Origin of the sequence: Quisquiliibacterium transsilvanicum, assembly GCF_014202215.1 — a bacterium.
GTDB classification, from domain to species: Bacteria; Pseudomonadota; Gammaproteobacteria; order Burkholderiales; family Burkholderiaceae_E; genus Quisquiliibacterium; species Quisquiliibacterium transsilvanicum.
Window position 1 is genome coordinate 661,925 of sequence record NZ_JACHGB010000001.1, and the last position, 14,216, is coordinate 676,140.

The 14,216-nt window shown below is 70.3% G+C and carries 11 protein-coding genes; 6 read left to right on the forward strand and 5 right to left on the reverse strand.

Going from position 1 to position 14,216, the window contains the following annotated elements:
- Nucleotides 1-31 precede the first annotated feature (31 nt).
- The 6 genes from prpB (at nucleotide 32) to HNQ70_RS03005 (ending at nucleotide 8,609) form a co-directional block, all read left to right on the forward strand.
- Nucleotides 32-907, forward strand: coding sequence for a methylisocitrate lyase (gene prpB / locus HNQ70_RS02980; RefSeq protein WP_183964066.1), 876 nt, complete (start codon nucleotides 32-34; stop codon nucleotides 905-907).
- Between the two features lie 96 nt (nucleotides 908-1,003).
- Nucleotides 1,004-2,164 carry a bifunctional 2-methylcitrate synthase/citrate synthase gene (prpC, locus tag HNQ70_RS02985; RefSeq protein ID WP_183964068.1) on the forward strand — a complete coding sequence of 387 codons (1,161 nt, stop codon included), beginning with the start codon at nucleotides 1,004-1,006 and terminating at the stop codon, nucleotides 2,162-2,164.
- 17 nt (nucleotides 2,165-2,181) lie between these two features.
- On the forward strand, nucleotides 2,182-2,655 hold the full coding sequence (locus HNQ70_RS02990) for an MliC family protein (RefSeq protein WP_183964070.1): 474 nt from the start codon (nucleotides 2,182-2,184) through the stop codon (nucleotides 2,653-2,655).
- A 26-nt stretch (nucleotides 2,656-2,681) separates the two neighbouring features.
- On the forward strand, nucleotides 2,682-3,296 hold the full coding sequence (locus HNQ70_RS02995; protein WP_183964072.1) for a DUF3617 domain-containing protein: 615 nt from the start codon (nucleotides 2,682-2,684) through the stop codon (nucleotides 3,294-3,296).
- Between the two features lie 58 nt (nucleotides 3,297-3,354).
- The gene (gene acnA / locus HNQ70_RS03000; RefSeq protein WP_183964074.1) at nucleotides 3,355-6,063 is read left to right on the forward strand and encodes an aconitate hydratase AcnA; all 2,709 of its coding nucleotides are present in this window, start codon (nucleotides 3,355-3,357) and stop codon (nucleotides 6,061-6,063) included.
- 296 nt (nucleotides 6,064-6,359) lie between these two features.
- Nucleotides 6,360-8,609 carry a sensor domain-containing phosphodiesterase gene (locus tag HNQ70_RS03005; RefSeq protein WP_183964076.1) on the forward strand — a complete coding sequence of 750 codons (2,250 nt, stop codon included), beginning with the start codon at nucleotides 6,360-6,362 and terminating at the stop codon, nucleotides 8,607-8,609.
- A 65-nt stretch (nucleotides 8,610-8,674) separates the two neighbouring features.
- On the opposite strand, the gene HNQ70_RS03010 is transcribed toward HNQ70_RS03005, so the two are convergent.
- From HNQ70_RS03010 to HNQ70_RS03035, 5 genes are all read right to left on the reverse strand, one after another.
- On the reverse strand, nucleotides 8,675-9,532 hold the full coding sequence (locus HNQ70_RS03010; RefSeq protein ID WP_183964078.1) for a DUF3047 domain-containing protein: 858 nt from the start codon (nucleotides 9,530-9,532) through the stop codon (nucleotides 8,675-8,677).
- Entirely contained in the window at nucleotides 9,519-10,139 is a 621-nt protein-coding gene (locus HNQ70_RS03015) for a TIGR04282 family arsenosugar biosynthesis glycosyltransferase (RefSeq protein WP_183964080.1), read from the reverse strand. Before HNQ70_RS03015 ends, HNQ70_RS03010 begins: the two co-directional genes overlap by 14 nt.
- A gap of 166 nt (nucleotides 10,140-10,305) precedes the next feature.
- On the reverse strand, nucleotides 10,306-11,052 hold the full coding sequence (locus tag HNQ70_RS03025; RefSeq protein WP_183964082.1) for a TIGR04283 family arsenosugar biosynthesis glycosyltransferase: 747 nt from the start codon (nucleotides 11,050-11,052) through the stop codon (nucleotides 10,306-10,308).
- A 31-nt stretch (nucleotides 11,053-11,083) separates the two neighbouring features.
- Nucleotides 11,084-12,304, reverse strand: coding sequence for an FAD-dependent oxidoreductase (locus HNQ70_RS20060; RefSeq protein ID WP_183964084.1), 1,221 nt, complete (start codon nucleotides 12,302-12,304; stop codon nucleotides 11,084-11,086).
- 66 nt (nucleotides 12,305-12,370) lie between these two features.
- Nucleotides 12,371-14,197: a glycoside hydrolase family 15 protein gene (locus HNQ70_RS03035; protein WP_183964086.1), complete on the reverse strand. Its 1,827-nt coding sequence runs from the start codon at nucleotides 14,195-14,197 to the stop codon at nucleotides 12,371-12,373.
- Between the last annotated feature and the right edge of the window lie 19 nt (nucleotides 14,198-14,216).

Genomic DNA, 14,216 nt, shown 5'->3' on the forward strand with positions numbered 1-14,216 from the left:
GCGCCGCCGGCACCCCTTTCTGGAGAACCCGATGACCCCTGGACAGAAGTTTCGCGCAGCGCTCGCCGAAGAGAAGCCGCTGCAGATCCCCGGCGCGATCAACGCCAACCACGCACTGCTTGCCAAGCATGTGGGCTACCGCGCCATCTACCTGTCAGGCGGCGGCGTCGCCGCCGGCTCGCTGGGCCTGCCCGACCTGGGCATCTCCGGCCTGGACGACGTCCTGACCGACGTGCGCCGGATCACCGACGTCTGCGACCTGCCGCTGCTGGTCGACGTAGACACCGGCTTCGGCTCTTCCGCGTTCAACGTCGCGCGCACCACCCGGTCGCTGATCAAGTTCGGCGCGGCAGCGATGCACATCGAGGACCAGGTCGGCGCCAAGCGCTGCGGCCATCGTCCGAACAAGGAGATCGTCAGCAAGGAGGAGATGGTCGACCGCATCAAGGCGGCAGTCGACGCCCGCACCGACGAGAGCTTCTTCATCATGGCGCGTACCGACGCGCTGGCGGTCGAGGGCCTGGACCGCGCGATCGAGCGCGCGGTGGCCTGTGTCGAGGCGGGCGCCGACGGCATCTTCCCCGAAGCGATGACCGAGCTGCCGATGTACAAGCAGTTCGCCGCTGCGGTGGGCGTGCCGGTGCTGGCCAACATCACCGAGTTCGGCTCAACGCCGCTGTTCACCGTGCAGCAGCTCGCCGAGGTGGACGTCGCGATGGTGCTCTACCCGCTGTCGGCGTTCCGTGCGATGAACAAGGCCGCCCAGAACGTCTACGAGACCCTGCGCCGCGACGGCACCCAGGCGGCAGTCGTGCCGGCCATGCAGACCCGCAAGGAGCTGTACGACTCGATCGGCTACTGGGACTTCGAGAAGAAGCTCGACGAGCTCTTCGCCCGGAAGGCCTGAGCGCCACGCCGCCTGAGCGCGCCGCGCGATCCGCCGCCTGAGCGCGCCGCGCGAACCACCACCCATCAACACGACACTCCCGGGGAGACGCACCGAATGAGCACCGAGACGCAACAGGCCACCGGCCCGAAACCCAAGAAATCCGTGGCGCTGTCCGGCGTGACCGCCGGCAACACCGCGCTGTGCACCGTCGGCCGCACCGGCAACGACCTGCACTACCGCGGCTATGACATCCTCGACATCGCCGACGCGGCCGAGTTCGAGGAAATCGCCTACCTGCTGGTCCACGGCAAGCTGCCGAACAAGGCCGAGCTGGCCGGCTACAAGGCGAAGCTGAAGGCGATGCGCGGCCTGCCGGCCAACGTCATGGACGTGCTCGAGTGCCTGCCGGCCGCCTCGCACCCGATGGACGTGATGCGCACCGGCGTCTCCGCGCTGGGCTGCAACCTTCCCGAAAAGGACGACCACAACGCGCCCGGCGCGCGCGACATCGCCGACCGCCTGATGGCTTCGCTCGGTTCGATGCTGCTGTACTGGTACCACTTCAGCCACAACGGCAAGCGCATCGACGTCGAGACCGACGACGATTCCATCGGCGGCCACTTCCTGCATCTGCTGCACGGCACCAAGCCGTCGGATCTGTGGGTCAAGTCGATGCACACCTCGCTGGTCCTGTACGCCGAGCACGAGTTCAACGCTTCGACGTTCACCGGCCGCGTCATTGCGGGCACGGGGTCGGACATGCACTCGGCGATCACCGGCGCGATCGGCGCGCTGCGCGGTCCGAAGCACGGCGGCGCCAACGAGGTGGCCTTCGAGATCCAGAAGCGCTACGAGAACGCGGACGAGGCCGAGGCCGACATCCGCCGTCGCGTCGAGAACAAGGAAGTGGTGATCGGCTTCGGCCACCCCGTCTACACGATCGCCGACCCGCGCAACAAGGTCATCAAGGAAGTGGCGCGCAAGCTGTCCAAGGAAGCCGGCGACATGAAGATGTTCGACATCGCCGACCGCCTCGAGGCGGTGATGTGGGAGATCAAGAAGATGTTCCCCAACCTCGACTGGTTCAGCGCCGTCAGCTACCACATGATGGGCGTTCCCACCGCGATGTTCACGCCGCTGTTCGTCATCGCCCGCACCTCGGGCTGGGCGGCGCACATCATCGAGCAGCGCATCGACAACAAGATCATCCGCCCAAGTGCCAACTACACGGGGCCGGAGAACCTGAAGTTCGTGCCGCTGTCCAAGCGCAAGTAAGCCTCGTCATCGACGCCATGGCGACAGCCGCCGCCGGCCAGGCGTGCCCCGCCTGGCGCACGCCGCGCCCGGGGCTCGCGTCCCTGCTCGGCGGCGCCTTTGCGCTGGGAGCGCTGCTGGCGGGCTGCACTGCCACAGCGCCTGCGCCGCAGGCCACTCCCGCGGCGGGGGCTGCAGCGCAGCCCGAGCCGGTGGCCGAGCCGCCAGCGGCCGCGGAGGCGCTGCCACCGGCCCCCGCGGTGCTGGTCGTGGCCGCGTATCGCTGCGAGCTGCAGCGCAGCGTGTTCGTCCGGCAGCTGAGTCCCGAGGTCTCCACGATCGTGATCGGCTGGCTCGGACGCAACTACACGCTCGCCGCAAGGCCGACGAGCACCGGGGCGCTGCGCTACGAGGACCCGAAGACCGGCCTCACCTGGCTGGCGATCAGCGGCAAGTCGATGCTGCTCGACTCGCGCAGCGGCCGGCAGCTCGCCAACGAATGCAGGCCCTGATCTCACCGCCGCACCGATCGCCCGCGATGGCCAAACGACACCCCACCCCGCGCAGCCGCGCGACGACCCGATGGAGGGAGCGGCATGCGCCGATCGCCCTTGCCCTGGTCGCCGGCATCCTGATGATGGCGCAGGCGGCGGGCGCTTCGGCGCAGGCGTCCGAGCATCCGCGCCGCGCGCCCGGGCTGTGGGAGGTGCGCAGCGCGGGCGCACACGCATCCGGCCTGCCGCCCACCCGCTTCTGTGTGGGCGAGGACACCGACAACGAGAGTTCGCAGCTCGACCGCAGCGTCGGCAAGCGCGGCGCCTGCACGCTCGGCCCGTTCCGCCGCGCGGGCAGCTCCTGGGTGGCGGAGTCGGTCTGCCGCCAGGGGCGGACTTCCGTCACGAGCCGGTCGGTCGCATCCGGCGACTTCGAATCCGCCTACCGGATCGACACCGTCGTCCAGTACGATCCTCCGCTGGGCGGCGTGCGCCGCGACGACAAGGATGCGGTGGTCGCAAGCCGGCTCGGCGCCTGCGAGCCGGGCCAGAAGCCCGGAGACATGGTCATGCCCGGCATGGGCACCCTGAACATGTTCGACGGGAGCTTCCGCGCCGAGCCGCCACAGCGGTCCAGAAGCAGGCGCAGCGAGCCATGATGCAGCCGCAGGAACGTTCCCAGCCCCGTCCCCCAAGACTTTTCCCCAGAGGCCCTCAATGAGCAACAACGCGTTCAATACCCTCAAGGACTTCGAACTGAAGTCCGGCAAGACGGCGAAGTTCCACTCGCTGCCGGCGCTCGCGCGCAAGTTCCCGTCCGTCAAGCGACTGCCGGTGTCGATCCGGATCGTCCTCGAGGCGGTGCTGCGCAACTGCGACGGCAAGAAGGTCACGCCCGAGCACGTCGAGCAGCTCGCGAACTGGAAGCCCAACGCAGATCGCGTCGACGAAATCCCCTTCGTCGTGGCCCGCGTGGTGCTGCAGGACTTCACCGGGGTGCCGCTGCTGGCCGACCTGGCCGCGATGCGCAACGTCGCCGGCGGCCTCGGCAAGAAGCCCAAGACCATCGAGCCGCTGGTGCCGGTGGACCTGGTGGTCGACCACTCCGTGATGATCGACCACTTCGGCACCAAGAAGGCCCTGGCCGAGAACATGAAGCTGGAGTTCGAGCGCAACAACGAGCGCTACCAGTTCATGAAATGGGGCATGCAGGCCTTCGACACCTTCGGCGTCGTGCCCCCCGGCTTCGGCATCGTCCACCAGGTCAATCTGGAGTACCTGGCGCGCGGCGTGCACAAGGGCCGTGACGGCGTGCTTTACCCCGACACGCTGGTGGGCACCGACAGCCACACCACGATGATCAACGGGATCGGCGTGGTCGGCTGGGGCGTGGGCGGCATCGAGGCCGAGGCCGGGATGCTCGGCCAGCCCGTCTACTTCCTGACGCCTGACGTGATCGGCGTCGAGCTCAAGGGCCGTCTGCGCGAAGGGGTCACCGCCACCGACCTGGTGCTGACCGTCACCGAGATGCTGCGCAAGGAAGGCGTGGTCGGCAAGTTCGTCGAGTTCTTCGGCGAAGGAACCCGCAGCCTGGCGCTGCCCGACCGCGCGACCATCGCCAACATGGCGCCGGAATACGGCGCGACGATGGGCTTCTTCCCTGTCGACGAGCGCACCATCGACTACTTCGAGGGCACCGGCCGCACGAAGGCGGAGATCGACGCGTTCGAGTCCTACTTCCGCGCGCAGAAGCTGTTCGGCGTGCCCAAGGCCGGCGAGATCGACTACACCAAGGTGCTGGCCCTCGACCTCGATTCGGTCGCGCCCTCGCTGGCCGGCCCCAAGCGCCCGCAGGACCGGATCGAGATCAGCGACGTCGCCGGCAGCTTCGCCGACCTGTTCTCCAAGCCGGTCGCCAGCAACGGCTTCAACCAGCCGGCCGAGAAACTCGACCAGGCCTTCACCACCTCCGACGGCGTGGAACTGCACAACGGCGACGTGCTGATCGCCGCGATCACTTCCTGCACCAACACCTCGAACCCCGGCGTGCTGCTGGCCGCCGGCCTGCTCGCCAAGAAGGCGGTCGAAGCGGGCCTCAAGGTGCGCAAGCACGTCAAGACTTCGCTGGCCCCTGGCTCGCGCGTGGTCACCGAGTACCTCGAGACGGCGGGCCTGCTCCCCTATCTGGAGAAGCTCGGCTTCGCGGTGGCCGCCTACGGCTGCACCACCTGCATCGGCAACGCCGGCGACCTGACCCCCGAGATCAACGAGGCCATCCTCAAGAACGACCTGATCTGCGCCGCGGTGCTGTCCGGCAACCGCAACTTCGAGGCCCGGATCCATCCGAACCTCAAGGCCAACTTCCTGGCCTCGCCGCCGCTGGTGGTGGCCTACGCGCTGGCTGGCAACGTCCGCGTCGACCTGATGACCCAGCCGGTGGGCAAGGGCAAGGGCGGCCGTGACGTCTACCTCGGCGAAATCTGGCCGACCAGCGACGAGATCTATGCGCTGATGAAGCACGCGATGAACCCGAAGGTGTTCAAGGCCAACTACGCGCAGGTCAAGGACAACCCCGGCAAGCTCTGGGAGAAGGTCAAGGGCACCAAGGGCGACATCTACGACTGGCCGACCTCGACCTATATCGCCAAGCCGCCGTTCTTCGACGACTTCACGATGGAGCCGCCTGCGGCTGCGGGCGGCATCCACGGCGCGCGGGCGCTGGGCGTGTTCGGCGACTCGATCACCACCGACCACATCTCGCCGGCCGGCTCGATCAAGGCCACCTCGCCCGCGGGCAAGTGGCTGATCGAGAACGGCGTGCAGCCGATCGACTTCAACAGCTACGGCTCGCGCCGCGGCAACCATGAAGTCATGATGCGCGGCACCTTCGCCAACGTCCGGATCAAGAACCTGATGATCCCGCCGACGGCAGACGGTTCGCGCGTCGAGGGCGGCGACACGATCCACCAGCCGAGCGGCGAGGGAATGTCGATCTACGACGCAGCCATGCGCTACGTCGCGGCCGGCGTGCCCACCGTCGTCTTCGGCGGCGAGGAATACGGCACCGGCTCCTCGCGCGACTGGGCTGCCAAGGGCACCCAGCTGCTCGGCGTCAAGGCCGTGATCGCCCGCAGCTTCGAGCGCATCCACCGCTCCAACCTGGTGGGGATGGGCGTGCTGCCGCTGCAGTTCAAGGACACCGACAGCGTCGACAGCCTGGCCATCACCGGCAAGGAGACCTTCGACATCGAAGGGATCGAGGGCGACATCAAGCCCCAGCAGGACGTGACCCTTGTGATCCACCGCGCCGACGGCAGCACGCAGCGCGTTGCGGTCCTGCTGCGCATCGACACGCCGATCGAGGTGGACTACTACCGCCACGGCGGCATCCTGCCCTTCGTGCTGCGGCAGCTGATCGCGGCCTGACGCGGCACAGGCCGCCGCCGCACGGTCAGGCCCGTGCGGCGTGCCGACCCGGCGGGGGCGGCGCGGGGGTGGGCTTCGGCCCGCCTTCCGCGCCGCCCCCTGCCGTTTGAGCGGGCCCCTGCGGCGCCTCCGCCATTCGAACCGGCCGCTGCGCCGCCCGCCGGGCGGCGCCACAGCCGCCCGCCCAGCGATGCGCGCGCGCAGTCTTTCGGATTAAACTCCGACGAGACTTTCCCACCCGCCGACCCTCCGCCCCGACCTTGCTGCGCCCAGCCGATCACCCGCCCGCCGCCGCGATGGGCGCCCTGCCCCGGGCGCTGATCGTAGCCGCGGTGGCTTTCATGTCGTGCCTGCTGGCCGGAATCCTCAGCCTGGGCAACCCCGCGGGGCTGGTGATCTGGCCCGGCGCAGCGGTGGCAATGGCAGCCGGCTGGCGTTTTGGCATGCGCTGGACGCTCCCGGCCGCGCTGGGCGCCGCCGCCTGGGCGGTCTTTCACCAGGCGAGCGCCCCCTTGGCGATCGCCGCCTTCGCCGCCTCCTGTGCCGGCCCCGCACTCGCAATTCACGCGATCCGCCGACTGGCCGCCTGGAAGCCCGCCGATCATCGGCTGGAGGCGGTGTTCCGCTTCGTCGTCGCCGTCGCGTTTCTGGCCGCACCGATCGATGCGCTGCTGGCCGCCGCGGGCGCGAGCATCGCCAACGTGCTGCCGGGGACCGGCGGCGCGGGCTACTTCGCCGGCTGGTGGCTGATCGATGCCCTCGGCATGATGCTGCTCACGCCGGCGTTCCTCGCCTGCTGCGAGGGCGGCGTGGCCGAACCCGAGCCTGGCGCTGCCGACTCCCTGCACGTCGACTCCGGCGCCCTGCTGCTGACCCTGGGCGTGGCCGCCGCCAGCCTGGCGCTGCACCACTTCGGTTCCGCCCCCCACGGGTCCGCCCTGCTCTTCTTCTGGTTCCCGATCGTCGCCTGGACCGCGGTGCGCCTGGGCGAGCGAGCCACGGCGCTGACCCTGCTCGTCACCGCGCTGCCCTTGCTGGTGGTGCGCACGCTGCAGGGGCAGGCGGGCGGCACGGAACTGCCGCTCGAGGGTTCGCTGCTCGTTCTCTGCGCCACGCTGGTGGGGCTGCTGATGCAGGCCGTCGCCGCGGACCGCCGCTTCGCGCTCGCAAGGGTTGCGGAGCAGGCCCGCCAGGACCTCACCACCGGCCTGCTCAACGACCGCGGCCTGCTGGCCGAGCTCGGCACCTGCCTGGTCGCGGCGGACCGGCCCAACTACGGGCTGGTGGGCGTGCACATCGGCAACTTCGACACCATCCACGACCTGTGCGGCCCGATCCAGGCGCTCCAGCTGGAGCAGAGCGCCGCCATGCTGCTCAGCCGGCAGCCCGGCGGCGTACGGGCCGCCCGGCTCTCCTCCGGCCGTTTCGCGCTGCTGGTGCCCGCGGACACCGTCGCGCAGGTGCGCAGCCTGGCGCGCGAGATCTACTCCCAGCTTAATGGCCAGGTCTACAAGGCGGACCATGGCAGCATCAGGCTGCAGGCCAGCGTAGGCGGGCTGCTGCTCGACCGGCAGGTGCTGATCGACGCGGAGGACTGCCTGCTGTCGCTCTCGGACGCGATGGCGATCGCCGCCAGCGTGCGCGACCCGCAGCTCTTCGTCGAGCCGCTCTCGCAGACGATGATCGACGCGCGCCGTGCCCATCAGGGCAAGATCGAGCACATCCGCTCGGCGATCCGCGAGCAGCGCCTCGAGGTGCATGCGCAACCCATCGTCGACCCCGAAGCGCCGCTGGGCATGCTCTCCTTCGAGATCCTGACCCGGCTGCGCAATCTCGACGGCGCGATGATCCGGCCGCCGGAATTCCTGCCGCTCGCGGTCCAGGCCCAGATGACCGTGGAACTCGATCGCGGGGTGATCCAGAAGGTGTTCGCCTGGCTGGCAGCGCATCCGGTGGAACTGGCCCGCACCCACAAATGCTCGATCAACCTCTCCGGCCTGACCATGAGCGACGGCTCCGTTCCCGCCTTCATCCGCGAGCAGCGCGCCCTGCATGCGATCCCCGCCGAAAAGATCGTCTTCGAGATCACCGAGAGCGAGGCGATCCGCAATCCGGGAGCGGCGTCGCGGCTGGTCGACGACCTCAAGGCCGACGGCTTCGGGATCGCACTGGACGACTTCGGCACGGGACTTGCCACCTTCGAGTACCTGAAGCGTTTCCCGATCGACTACCTGAAGATCGACGGCTCCTTCATCCGCAACCTCATCAGCAACCCGATCGACGAGGAGATCGTCCTGTCGACGGTTCGGGTGGCGCGCAGGCTCAAGGTCCGGCCGATCGCCGAGCACGTCCACAACCAGGAAATCTACGACCGGCTGCGAACGCTCGGCGTCGAGTACGTCCAGGGCGAGCTGATCGGCACGCCGGTGCCGCTGGAGACGCTGTTCCAGGCCGAGCGGATGTGGACATCCTCCGGCCCGGACACCCGCTCCGCCCCTGCCGCGAGCGCCTGGCCGGCGCCGGACCAGCAGCTGACCAGCAGCTGACCGGCGTCTGAGGAGCGCCTGGCCTGCATCGTGCGGGGCCTGAGCAGGCGCTGACCCGGGCCCGATCAGCGCAGCAGCAGGTCTCCGAAGCGCGTGCGCAGGCTTGCGCCACCCTGGTCGGTGTCCGCAGCCACCGCGATGGCGCGCAAGCGCGGCAGTCCGGGCCCGTGCTCGTCTCCGAAGGCGCGCCGGAAATCGGCAGCCAGGTCACGCTCCTCGTCCCACCAGACCCCCGTGCGCACGCTCGAGCGCGCCACGATCATCCTGACCCTGGAGGTGTAGGGCGAGTCGATCAGGGTTCCAGCCGGCGCCCTGGGGTCGAGCAGGTAGCACAGAGTGGCGGCGGGCAGGTCCTCGCCGTGCAGCGCGCGGGCAGCGCCCAGCAGCAGGCGCTGGCCAAGCGGCACCCGGTCGAGCGGGTAGTCGAACATCAGGTAGACCCGGGCGGCGTAGTCGTCACCGGCCTTGCCGCCAAAGCGCTCGCGGGAGGCCGGGCCATCGGTCTTCCAGCGCCAACGCAGGAAACGCGCCCGCGCCGCGCCCCCGTCCAGGGGATGCAGGAGGCTCGAGCCGGATGCGCTGGAGCGGATCTCGAGCACGGTGACCCCCGCGTCCTCGACCAGCGCATGCGCGTTCGGCGGAATGCCGCGCAGCGCCTGCGCGGACCAGGGCGCCGGCGGGCTGTCGCCCGGGTGCTGGCTGGAGAAGAGCGCCGGAACGGACGCGGGAATGGACCCGGGCGACGCGCTGGTGCCGGTGCGGGCGCTGGCGCTGGCGCTGGCGCTGGCGCTGGTGCTGGTGCTGGTGCTGGTGTCGGTCGCCAGGGCAAGGGCCGGCGGCATCGCCAGAGTCAGCGCGGCAGCGTGCACGCCGCGCCCGAGCAGGGCCCTGCGCGCCGGCCAGTGCCCCTCAGGCCTGCGCATCACACGCTCCCCGCCATCGCAGCCAGTCCTCGTGGCGGTCCACGTCCCATAGCGTGCGAAGTTCAGTCCAACGGATGCCCGCCGCGCGCAGCCGCGCCCGGGTCTGCTCCATCACTTCCGCGCCGCCCCAGGCGAGCCCCTGGAACAGCGCCGGGCATTCGCGCGCCAGCCCGACCAGGACATAGCCGCCGTCCTCGGCGGGTGCGAACACCGCGTCGTTCCGGCGCAGCGCGGCCAGCGCCTCGAGCAGGTCGGCAGCCTGCAACGCCGGGCAGTCGCTGCCCAGGAGCACCGGCAGGCGGCCATCCTGTAGCGCGCGCGCGAGCGCCGAATGCATGCGAGCGCCGAGATCCTCTCCCTGCTGGCGGCCCAGGCGCAGTCCGAGGCTGCGGGCGAGCGCTGCGCACTCGCCGTCGGCATCCTCACCGTCGATGCAGAGCTCCACGCTGCCTGCGCCGAACTCCGGATGGCCGAGCAGCGACGCAGCGACCCCGGCGGTGGCGCGCAGCAGCGCGCGGTGCGCCTCGAGCGCAGCCTCGTCGCCGATCGCGGCAGCCAGGCGCGTCTTGACCCGGCCGCGCAGCGGCGCCCGCGCGAAGACGATCACCGCAGCGGGGCGTGATCCCCTCGCCAGCGGTGCTCCCGGTGCTCCCGGTGCTCCCGGTGCTCCCGGTGCTCCCGGTGCTCCCGGTGCTCCCGGTGCTCCCGGTGCTCCCGGTGCTCCCGGTGCTCCCGGCGCAGCCGCGTCGTCGCTGCGCGCTGCCGCGCCGCGCTCAGCGGGTGCGGCCATAGTAGAGCTGGTGCAGCGTCGCGGGCGAGGCACCGAAAAAGTACATCGCACGGAGCAGCCACATCTGCGCAATGGTGCGCAGCACGCCGCGCTTCTCCCAGCGCCGTGCCGACACCAGCACGTGGCAGCGCAGCGCGGCCGGCCTGCCCTCCGTCGCGCGCAGGCGCCGGGAGAGCTCGATGTCCTCCATCAGCGGAAGCGGCGCGTAGCCTGCGCAGCGCGCCCATGCCTCGCGCGTGACGAAGATCGCCTGGTCGCCGGTGCAGATGCCGGTGACGCGCGAGCGGAGGTTCATCATCCCCCCCACCAGGCGCAGCAGCGGACGCGCGCTGCGCAGGCGCACGTCGAAGCGCCCCCAGCGGGCGCCCGAGGCCAGTGCGGCCTGCATCTGCGTACGCCAGCCGGCCGGCAGGACCGTGTCCGCGTGCACGAAGATCAGCACGCCTGCGCCGGGCTCGGCGGCTGCGCCCGCGTTCATCTGGCTGGCGCGGCCCCGTTCCGCGCGCAGCACCCGCGCGCCGGCCTGGGCCGCGATCCGGGGGCTTGCATCCGAGCTGCCGCCATCGACCACCACCACGCGCGCGCCCTCGGCGAGCAGCGGAGCGAGGCAGGCGGCGATGGCGGCTTCCTCGTCGAGCGCAGGGACGACCGCGACCACGTCGCTCGACCGGAGCGAGGGAACAGCATGCTGCCTGGGGTCAGCCTCGACCGCGGACGCGAAGTCGTTCATGCCATCTCCGACGATGCCTGGGCCGCCATCATCACACCTGCGCGTGCCCAGTGGGAAAGCGCGCCATGAAGCGCCGGTCGATGCCGTCCTTCCAGCGCCAGGCCCAGTCGCCCGCGAAGCCCAGCGGGCCCCAGGCGCCGATGGCGCTGCCGTCGCATCGGTTGAGGAGCGCCAGGGTCCAGCGGCGTGGAACATAGCGCTGCAGCGGCGCTTGACCAGGGCCGGTGTCCGCCGCATCCCCCGCGCCGGCGGACGCCACGGCTCCGCCGGAAGAACCCGATTCCAGGGCCCGCGCCAGGTTGGCGGCCAGCACCGGGCCCTGGCGCAGCGCATGCACCCCCGAGCGCGGCATGGTGCGGTCGACGAAGCCCGCGCAGTCGCCGGCCGCGAAGACCGAGGAATGCGAGGTGGAACGCAGGTCGGAGCGCACCGCGAGTCCGCCGTGCGGCGCCAGTGCCACCGCGTCCCGCTGCGCGGCGCGAACCAGCCAGTCCGCGCTGCGCGCCCCGGTGGCGACGACGACGAGGTCCGCCAGCACCGACGTGCCGTCCTCGAATCGCACCGCACCGGCACCCGCGCCGCAATAGCGCAGGCCCGAGCGAACCTCCACGCCCCGCGCCGCCAGCGAGCTGAGGGCGATGCGCGCAGCCACCCGGGACATCCCCGGCAGCAGTTCCCCGCTCGCCGTCGCCAGCGTGACCCGCGAGCCCCGCAGCGCGTTGTCCGTGCCGGCCAGATGGGCGAGCGCGAACGCGATCTCGACGGCCGCAGCGCCGCCGCCGGCCACCATCAGAGTGCGTGGCCCCGGCCGCGCCGAGCAGGCGCCGCGCCAGGCGTTCCAGCGCTCGACGAATTCGGCGAAGGGCTTGGCGCCGAACACTGCAAGGCCGCCGCCTGCGCCGACGTCGTCGTCGATGTGTCCGGGATCGTTCTCGGAGCCTACGTTCACCGAAGCCAGGTCGAAACGATGGCTGCCGCGCTCTCCGATGGCGTGCCCGGAGACGAAGTCGATGTCGACGATCCGGTCGCGGATCCATTCGATGCCGTGCCGGGCGCAGATTTCGGCCAGGTCGATCGAGCATTCGTCGAAGGAATATTGCCCGGCCAGCCAGCCCGGCATCATCCCGGAGTAGAGCAGCCGCGGCGACGAGGCGACCAGGGCCAGCGAAGCCCGCCCCTGCACCGCGGCGGCGAGCAGCGGCCCCGCGACGAGGTGCGCATGCCCGCCACCAAGCAGCAGTACGCGCTTCACCGAACCTGCGCCTGTTCCATCCACATGCTCCTGTCCGGCAGCCGCGCGATCCGCAGCTGCCCGGGTTCAAACCACCGAATCCCAGGGCGCCGACAGCCGCACGGCGCCGCTGACGATGCCAACCATCGAATACGTCTGCGGGAAGTTGCCCCATAGCTCGCCGGTGCCCGGAGCGATGTCTTCCGACAGCAGCCCCACATGGTTGCGGCTGGCGAGCATCGCCTCGAAGATCTCCCGCGCCTGCGCGGTGCGGCCGATGCGCGCCAGCGCGTCGATCCGCCAGAAGGCGCAGACGTTGAACGCAGTCTCCGGGCGGCCGAAGTCGTCCGGAGCCTCATAGCGGCGCATGTGGGGCCCATCGCAGAGTACCGACTCCAGGACATCCACGGTGCTGACGAAGCGCGGATCCTTCGAGTCGAGGAAGCCCACCTCGGCCATCAGCAGAACGCTGGCGTCGAGATCGTGGCCGCCGAAGCTCTGCGTGAAGGCCTTGCGCCGCTCGCTCCAGGCGGATGCAAGGATGCGCGCCTTGATCGCCGCAGCCCGTTCGGACCACAACCGCACCCGCGACTGCATCGACAGCACCGCAGCGATCTTGGCCAGGCGGTCGCAGGCGGCCCAGCACATCAGCGCCGAAGACGTGTGCACCTCGGCGCGGGTGCGCAGCTCCCACATGCCCGCGTCGGGCTGGTCATGCAGACGCCAGGCACATTCGCCGACCGCCTCGAGGGCGTCGAAGTCGCTCGCATCCGCTCGGCGGAACAGACGGTGGTCGTGGAACGCTTGCGCCGCGCCGAGGACGATGTTGCCGTAGACATCGTGCTGCGAGTGCTCCCAGGCCTGATTTCCGACGCGCACGGGCCCCATGCCGCGATAGCCCGAGACCGACGGAATCGTCGACTCGACCAGTTCGCGCTCCAGCCCGATGCCGTAGAGAGGCTGAACGTGCCCGCCGTCGGCGCCGCGGATCACGTTGTACAGCCAGTGCATGTAGGCCTCCATGGTGCCGACCTCGGCCAGGCTGTTGAGCGCGCGCACGACAAAGAAGGCGTCGCGCAGCCAGCAATAGCGGTAGTCCCAGTTGCGTTGGCTGCCCGGAGCCTCCGGAATGCTGGTGGTCACCGCGGCGACGATCGCGCCAGTTTCCTCGTACTGGCAAAGCTTCAGCGTGATGGCCGCGCGGATCACCGCGTCCTGCCATTCGAAGGGCAAGGCCAGGCGACGAGTCCATTGCCGCCAGTGCGCAGCAGTGAGTTCCTCGAACTCGCGCGCGGTCTCCTCGATTCCGCCGGACAGGGTCTCGTCCGGCCCGAGCAGCAGGCTGACCGGCTGCCCCAGCGAGAACCAGGTCTCGCCGATGACGTAGGTGAGCGGCGCGTTGGTGGTGCACCGCAAGGTGCCCCAGCCGGCTGAAAACCGCAGGTGGTTGCTGCCGCGCGCGGTCTCGGGCGCCCGCGAGCCCCATTCGTTGCGCGGGCGCACGACGAAACGCACCCGCACCCGACCGTTGAGGGGCCGCACGCGCCGCACGAGCTGCGCCGGCCGGAAGATGCGGTCGCGGGTGTAAAAGCGCGGCGCAAAGTCGGTCACCTCGACGCCATTGCCGGTGCTGTCGTAGAGCCGGGTGCGCAGGATCGCCGTTCCAGGATCGTAGGCCTGCTCGCTCCGTGCAAAACCCTCGAGTTCGACCCCGAAGGTTCCTTCCTGGCCGATGCCTTCGGCTGAATCGAGCAGCGCGTGAAAGACCGGATCGCCGTCGAATCGCGGCATGCAGCACCAGACGATGCGGGCCCGCCGGTCAACGAGGGCGCCGAAAGAGCAGTTGCCGATGAGCGCCAGATCGAGACCGGCGCGATCGCCTGCTCCGGATGGGTGTCCGACGACTTGCAGCATGACTTCCTCGAGAGTGGTG

Excerpts from the sequence above, each read along its gene's own strand:
- prpB (WP_183964066.1), top strand. The coding sequence starts at position 32 with ATGACCCCTGGACAGAAGTTTCGCGCAGCGCTCGCCGAAGAGAAGCCG.
- prpC (WP_183964068.1), top strand. The coding sequence starts at position 1,004 with ATGAGCACCGAGACGCAACAGGCCACCGGCCCGAAACCCAAGAAATCC.
- HNQ70_RS02990 (WP_183964070.1), top strand. The coding sequence starts at position 2,182 with ATGGCGACAGCCGCCGCCGGCCAGGCGTGCCCCGCCTGGCGCACGCCG.
- HNQ70_RS02995 (WP_183964072.1), top strand. The coding sequence starts at position 2,682 with ATGGCCAAACGACACCCCACCCCGCGCAGCCGCGCGACGACCCGATGG.
- acnA (WP_183964074.1), top strand. The coding sequence starts at position 3,355 with ATGAGCAACAACGCGTTCAATACCCTCAAGGACTTCGAACTGAAGTCC.
- HNQ70_RS03005 (WP_183964076.1), top strand. The coding sequence starts at position 6,360 with ATGGGCGCCCTGCCCCGGGCGCTGATCGTAGCCGCGGTGGCTTTCATG.
- HNQ70_RS03010 (WP_183964078.1), bottom strand. The coding sequence starts at position 9,532 with ATGCGCAGGCCTGAGGGGCACTGGCCGGCGCGCAGGGCCCTGCTCGGG.
- HNQ70_RS03025 (WP_183964082.1), bottom strand. The coding sequence starts at position 11,052 with ATGAACGACTTCGCGTCCGCGGTCGAGGCTGACCCCAGGCAGCATGCT.
- HNQ70_RS03035 (WP_183964086.1), bottom strand. The coding sequence starts at position 14,197 with ATGCTGCAAGTCGTCGGACACCCATCCGGAGCAGGCGATCGCGCCGGT.